Source organism: Nonlabens sp. (assembly GCF_051251825.1).
Classification (GTDB): domain Bacteria; phylum Bacteroidota; class Bacteroidia; order Flavobacteriales; family Flavobacteriaceae; genus Nonlabens.
The window spans coordinates 1-2,907 of record NZ_JBPOGG010000043.1 but is presented as its reverse complement, the minus strand read 5'-3'; the positions used below and the strand labels follow the sequence as shown (position 1 = coordinate 2,907).

The 2,907-nt window shown below is 36.7% G+C and carries 1 protein-coding gene and 1 pseudogene; one reads left to right on the top strand and one right to left on the bottom strand.

Going from position 1 to position 2,907, the window contains the following annotated elements:
- A pseudogene (locus ACSHWW_RS14370) lies at positions 1 to 1,049 on the bottom strand (hypothetical protein); the annotation flags it as partial.
- Between the two features lie 413 nt (positions 1,050 to 1,462).
- On the opposite strand from ACSHWW_RS14370, the gene ACSHWW_RS14365 reads away from it, so the two are divergent.
- On the top strand, positions 1,463 to 2,907 hold a 1,445-nt coding region (locus tag ACSHWW_RS14365; RefSeq protein ID WP_435683159.1), incomplete at its 3' end, for a beta strand repeat-containing protein.

The window sequence follows — 2,907 nt, the reverse complement described above, 5'->3', positions numbered from 1 at the left end:
GTATCATCTGCGTTTAATACTAAGGTAGTAAGTGTCTCGACAGCATTGGTATCAATGGTTACTGGAGTTCCAGCTTCGTTGGTATAGGTAAAAGTACCATCAGTATTGTCAACTAGAGTAGTAATCGTTTCCAGATTAGCAACTAAGTCTGTGAAGTCCAATTGCGTCGTTGTTCCGTCTTCATCGGTATAATCTAAATTGGTATCATCTGCGTTTAATACTAAGGTAGTAAGAGTCTCGGCAGCATTGGTATCAATTGTAGTTACCGTACCATCTTCAGAAGTGTATGTGAATGTTCCGTCGCTGTTATCGGCAAGTGTGGTGATTGTTTCAAGGTTTTGTATTACGGCTGTTAAGTCTATAGTTGTTATTAAACCGTTTTCATCGCTATATTCTAGAGCAGTTTGAGAAGCATTAATACCTAAGGAAGTAAGCGTTTCCATAATAGAAGTGTCAATAATGGTTTGGACACCAGTCTCATCTGTGTAGGTATATGTTCCATTTGCATTATCAACTAAAGTAGAAATAGAAGTATCCTGTATAGTTATTATATTCCCTAAAGCGTCTGTAAATGTGTAAGTTCCGTCGCTATTATCTATAAGCGATACGGAATTTGTAAGACCTGTAAGTTCGTCTATCGCATCTTGCACATTCATAGCGGCAAGGCCTGAGGTAGCATTATTATAAGGATTTGAAACAGCGTTTGTATCTATGATAATGTTAGTACCATTTGAATTTGTAAAGCTGTAGGTCCCGTCATTATTATCAGTAAGGCTCACTTGTGTACAAAGACTTTCCCAGTTGTTATTTTTAAACTGAAAAAGACAGTTCTGTGAAGTATTGTAGATAAGAGCTCCATTCAATGGAATTATTGCTGACATTTCCGCATCAGTATGTCTTGTAACCACAAGTACTTTATCAGTACTTTCTAGTTCTAGAATGGAAAATGGATTAATTGAATTTGGGTTGTCTCCTATTTTAACTTGCGCTGTGCTTAGCGAACTGACGAGGATTAAAATGATAACAGATAATTTTGATATCAACTTCATAAATATGCTTTTTTGCAATATTACTTAAGAATCGTGCCATTCCATATAAACTAATTTGTCATATTGTCTTTCAGCGCCCAACTGCATATTTTTTCGACCAATTACGTTTTGTATTGGATTTGCATTTCATTTTACGCTTTCGCGAAAGCTTATTAAAACTGCAAAAAATAAAATAGATATTAACGATTTATCTGCTGAAAATAAATTATTAAATAATACGAGATAAAAAATCAAGGTTTTTCATTATACGCCTGAAACAGGATTTAACATTTGACTTTCTTTTGCCTCAATTAAAGTCAACTTATCTACACTCGAAATGTTAATTTTTGTTAAAACACTGATTATGTTGAAACTGAACTCATCAATAGTGCGTAACTATTTAATAATACCAAATTAATCAAAATCAAAATCTTATGAAAAATTTTACTCAAAGATGGAGCCTATCGCTTTTTGCGATGTTAATAGCCTCCATTACTTACGGCCAGTTTACAGTTACTAACGGAATGGACTCAGGAACAGGTTCTTTAAGACAAGCAGTAGCAGATGCTAATGCAACAGCAGGACCCAACACAATTACCTTTGTAGGTAATTTTACAGTAGGTATTACCGGAGGAGCCATCTCTATTAGTGATGATATCGTCATTACAGGAAATGGACCAACTAATACTTTAATTGACAGAACGAGTGGTAATAACCGTTTATTTATCACCACTCCTGGATCCTCATTTTTATTTACATTAAATGGTGTTACTGTAAGTAATTTTAACGGTGGAGTCGGAAACATTACGGGTGGAGCAATTAATTTAGTTGGTGGCGCAGCAGTTTTTGATAATTGTGTTTTTTCTGGAAATACTGTTACAAATAATACTGCTACTGGACCTACTTACGGTGGTGGCGCAATTGCAAATACCAATGCCGACACCACTATTTCTAATTCCGAATTTATTAATAATGATGCATTAGGTACTTCTGCCAATGGTGGAGCTCTTATGACTAGAGGAACTTCTGGTCTATTAACTATTACCAATTCTACCTTTACTGGAAATAGTGCTGTAAGAGCTGGTGGAGCTATAGAAGTGCAGTCTTCAGATTTAATGACAATCTCTGGAAGTACTTTTACAAGTAATATAGTAGGTGCTTCTCCTGGAAATGGTGGTGCTATACATATTACAGGAACTGCAAATTCAAATATATCCACTAGTACATTTACTACAAATACAGCTGCTAACGAAGGTGGAGCTTTATGGAACGGATCTGGAGTAATGACTATTACAGATACAACTATCGATGCTAACACAGCATCTGGTAATGATACAACAACTGCAGGTGCTGCTGGTGGTGGAGGAATATACAATGAAGGTGGAGTTGTAACTACTGACGCAACTACTATGATAACTAATAATGTTGCAGATGGAGCACAAGGAACTGGTGGTGGAGTACTTAATGCAAATGGTACTTTTACAGCAACTGGTTCAACAATTTCAAATAATAGTTCAAATAGAGCTGGTGGAGGAATAGAACAAAACCAAGCATCAACTACTACTCTTACTAATGTAACGATGAGTATGAATGCAACTGGAGTAGTTACTGGAGCAGGAGCACCAGGAAACGGTGGAGCAATTCACGTATCTCAAGCTGGAACAGTAAATATTACAGACGGAACATATTCTCAAAATACTGCTGCAAATGAAGGTGGCGCATTATGGAACGGATCAGGAGCTATGAACATTATGGGTGCAGCTCTTATTGATAACAACACAGCAAATGGTGAACCAGCAATGGGAGCTATGAATCCAGGAGAAGCTGGTGGTGGAGGAATCTACAATGAAGGTGGAGCAGTCGTAATTACTGGGACTGT